General features: G+C 76.9%; 2 protein-coding genes. Both read right to left on the reverse strand.

The features are described 5' to 3' along the window. Positions 1-103 precede the first annotated feature (103 nt). Positions 104-1468, reverse strand: a complete 1365-nt coding sequence (locus ACWDCZ_RS39580; protein ID WP_380741124.1) for a coiled-coil domain-containing protein — start codon at positions 1466-1468, stop codon at positions 104-106. Between the two features lie 265 nt (positions 1469-1733). Beyond that, positions 1734-3296 carry an SUKH-4 family immunity protein gene (locus ACWDCZ_RS39585; RefSeq protein WP_449818496.1) on the reverse strand — a complete coding sequence of 521 codons (1563 nt, stop codon included), beginning with the start codon at positions 3294-3296 and terminating at the stop codon, positions 1734-1736. Positions 3297-3404: the final 108 nt, after the last annotated feature.

Genomic DNA, 3404 nt, shown 5'->3' on the forward strand with positions numbered 1-3404 from the left:
GCGTCTACGTGATCTACTCACCGTCTGAAACCAAGCGGTGTTGCGACGACCCCTTGAACCCAAGGGCGGTCGGGGCCTTCGCGGCGCGCGGTCGGGCGCCCGGTCAGCGGCGGTTGTAGCTCACCGTGTGCGGGGTCGCGTAGTCGCTGCCGTCGTCCACGATGATGATCTTCGGGACGATCCGGGTCTCGTCCTCCGACGGCTTCCCGGCGCCCTTCTCCACCGCGGCCGTCCCGTCGGCGGTCCCGTCGACCGTCTCCTCGGCGGGCGGCGCGGCCGGCTTCGGCGGCACCGGGCCGGTCGCCACGGGCCCGCCGATGGCCCTGGTGGCACTGCTGCCGACCACCGGCGTCCGCAGCACGGTCGCCGCCCCCTCCCGGGCGGCGGGGGCCTTGGCCCCGGCCGGAGCCGCGGGGGCCAGGGCCTTGCGCAGGTTCGCCACCGGGATCTCCCCGGTGTCCGCCTCCGAGTCCACCGGCGCGGCGTCGACGACGGCGTCCGCGACGGCGTCCCGCGGCGCGGGGGTCGTGGCGGCCGCGCCGGAGGCCTGGACGGCCGCGGCGGCCGCGGCGGCCACCTCGGGCTCGATCTGGCCGACCGCCGCCCCGGTGAGCGAGGCCAGCGTGGCCTTGATGTGGTCCAGGTGCTGCTGCACCGTGTCCAGCCGGGTGTCGAACTCGCGCTGCTCGCGCTCGCTCTCCGCGTTGATCTTCTCGGCCTCCCGGCGGGCCTGCTCGATCAGCTGGTCGGCCTTGGCCTGGGCGTCCGTCTCCAGCTGCTTGATCCGGTTCAGCACGGTCTCCCGCTGCTGCTCCGCCTCCTTGACCCGGCGCTCGGCGGTCGCCGAGACCTCGGTGTCCTCGGCGTCGGCCTTGGCCTGGGCGGCGGCGAAGGTCTCGTCGGCCTTGCGGCGCCGGGTGGCCAGCTCGGCCTCGGCCTGCTCGCTGGCCTCGGCGGCGGCCACCCGCACCTTGGCGGCGTAGGCGGTGGCGGCGTCCCGGGCGGAACGGCTCTCCCGGTCGGCGTCGGACCGGATGCCCTCGGCCTCGGCCCGGGTCCGCTCCTCGGTGCGTCGGGCGGCCGCGTCGGCGTCGGTACGGGTCGTGGTGCCGTACTCCTTGGCGGCGCGGTCGGCGGCCTGGCCGGCCTCGTAGACCTCGTCCCGCAGGTCCTCGGCGAAGCGCTCGGCCTTCTCCCGGACGGCGCGCGCCTCGTTCTCGGCCATCGCGGCCAGTCCGGCGGCCTGCTCGCTGAGCACCTGGTAGTCGGGCTCCGGGGCGTCCTCGGCGGTCCGGCGGATGTCGGCCAGTCGGGCCTCCATCTGCCGGATGCCTGCGCCCAGGACGCTCAGCCGCTCCCACGCCTCGTCACGCTGCGCGGTGAGGGCGGCCAGGGCTCGGTCGACCTGCTCGGGCACGTAGCCACGGCGGGCCTGGGTGAAGCCGTACTGGGGGACGGCGTCGCTCATGGGCTCTTCCCCTCGTTTCGCGGGCTGCGGAGCCCATGATCGGACGGAACGGACGGATCCGGAACCGGTTCGGAGGCCGGGGCCGGATTCCGCCGTCGTACGGACCGGAATGTGTCGAGGACCGGACGAATAGACCCATCCTCTTGACCTATTTTGCGCAGATCCGGGCGAAACCCCAACGAGGCACGGCTGCGTCGGCATGCCGAAGGGGTCGTTCCGGACACCGGAACGACCCCTCCCACCTGCGAGGATCAGCGACGACCCGCTACAGCAGGCCGTCCCAGAACTGCTCCAGCAGCACGGCCCACCACGTGTCCGCGTTCTGCAGGGCCGCCGGGTCGATCGCGGCGAGCTGGGCCTGGAAGTCGGTCGTCCATCGACCGGCCTGGTCCGGCGTCAGCCCGTACCGGAGCCGCCACATCCGGCCCAGCAGGGCCAGCGAGCGGACGAACTCCGGTACACCGCTGTTGACGAACCGGGGCGGCTGGCCGGTTCCATCGATGTCCACGGCCACCACGTGCGCGGTGCCGTACTGGACGCACAGCTGGCGGCCGTAGTCGTTGCCCAGCACCAGGTAGCCGCCGAAGTCCGGGCCCGCGGCGAGGCCTCGCTCGGCGGCCAGCTCGGCGAGCGTCGGGATCGGACGGCCCTCCTGCGCCTGCGCCCAGAAGAACGGCCCGAAGTCGCGCGGCAGCCCGGCCCACATCAGGGTCTGGGACACCGGCTCGGGCACGCCCTGGCGGGAGACGGCGCGCTGCTCGTAGCGGAACAGGTTCTGCCCGAAGGCGGCCCCGGTCTCCTGGGCGAGCTGCTGCGGCGGGAGCGGCGGCAGCGCCTGGACCGTCCCCGGCGCGGGCGGCGGCACCCGGAACGGGCGGACCCGCTGGGCGCCGGACGCCAGCTGGTGCAGCTCGTCCAGGTGGTCGAGCAGCTCGGCCATCCCGGCCTGCCGGGACGCGTGGTCGCGGCCGTACGGGGCGGTGTGGGTGAGCCGGACGTTCGGCCAGGACGCGGCGATCATGCGGTTGCAGTAGCCGCCCGGCAGGTCGCAGGACTCCAGCTCGGTGTAGAGCTCCAGCACCTGCTCCGGCGGCACGTTGAGCCGGCGCAGGTCCTGGAGGATCTTCCACTCCGGGTGCGGGGTGCCGGGCTCGCTGCGGTGCAGCAGCTTCTGCTCCGAGCCGTCCGGGCCCCGGTAGCTGAGCGCGGCGAAGTACCCCGGGCCGACCGCGGGCACGCCCGGCGGCACCGGCGCGGGCGGCGGCGAACCGGGCACCACCGCCGGCGGGACGACCCCGGCGGCGCCGGGCGCGTTCGGGTAGCCGTAGCCGGCCGCGGGCGCGGCGGGGGCCGCCGGACCGCCGGGCGGCGGCGGGACGGCGGGACCGCCGGACGGCGGGGTGCCCGGGTCCGCCGGGGCGGCCAGCAGCGCCGGGTCGATCGCGCCCGCCAGCTGGGTCGCCTCGTACGACGGACCGGACGCGGCCGGGCCGGCGGCCGGCGCACCCTGCGGGGCCGCCGGGGCCTCGCCGCCCCGCAGGCCCGCCGGGGGCGGGGGCGGCGGGGCGGAGGCGGCGCCACGACCACCGGGGTGGGCGGCGGGCGTGCCGGAGCCCGGGGCGTGCTTCAGCCCGGCGGGCGGAGGCGGCGGCGGACCCGAACCCGCACCGCGCCCCAGCCCGGCGGCGGGGCCGGGGGAACCGGCGGGGCCACCGCGCAGCGCGGCCGGCGGGGGCGGCGGCGGACCCGAACCCGCGCCACGGCCCAGCCCGCCCTGCGGCGCGGCGGCCTCCGGGGCGCCGGGGACCGGGACGCCGGGAGCCGGCACACCGGGGGCCGGAGCGCCCGGGCGGTTCGGCTCCAACTACGCGCCGCCGCTGATCTTCGGCGCCCTGCTGGTCCTGGTGCTCGCCGTCGTCGTCGCGGAGATCTCCGC

Source organism: Kitasatospora sp. NPDC001225 (genome assembly GCF_053597855.1).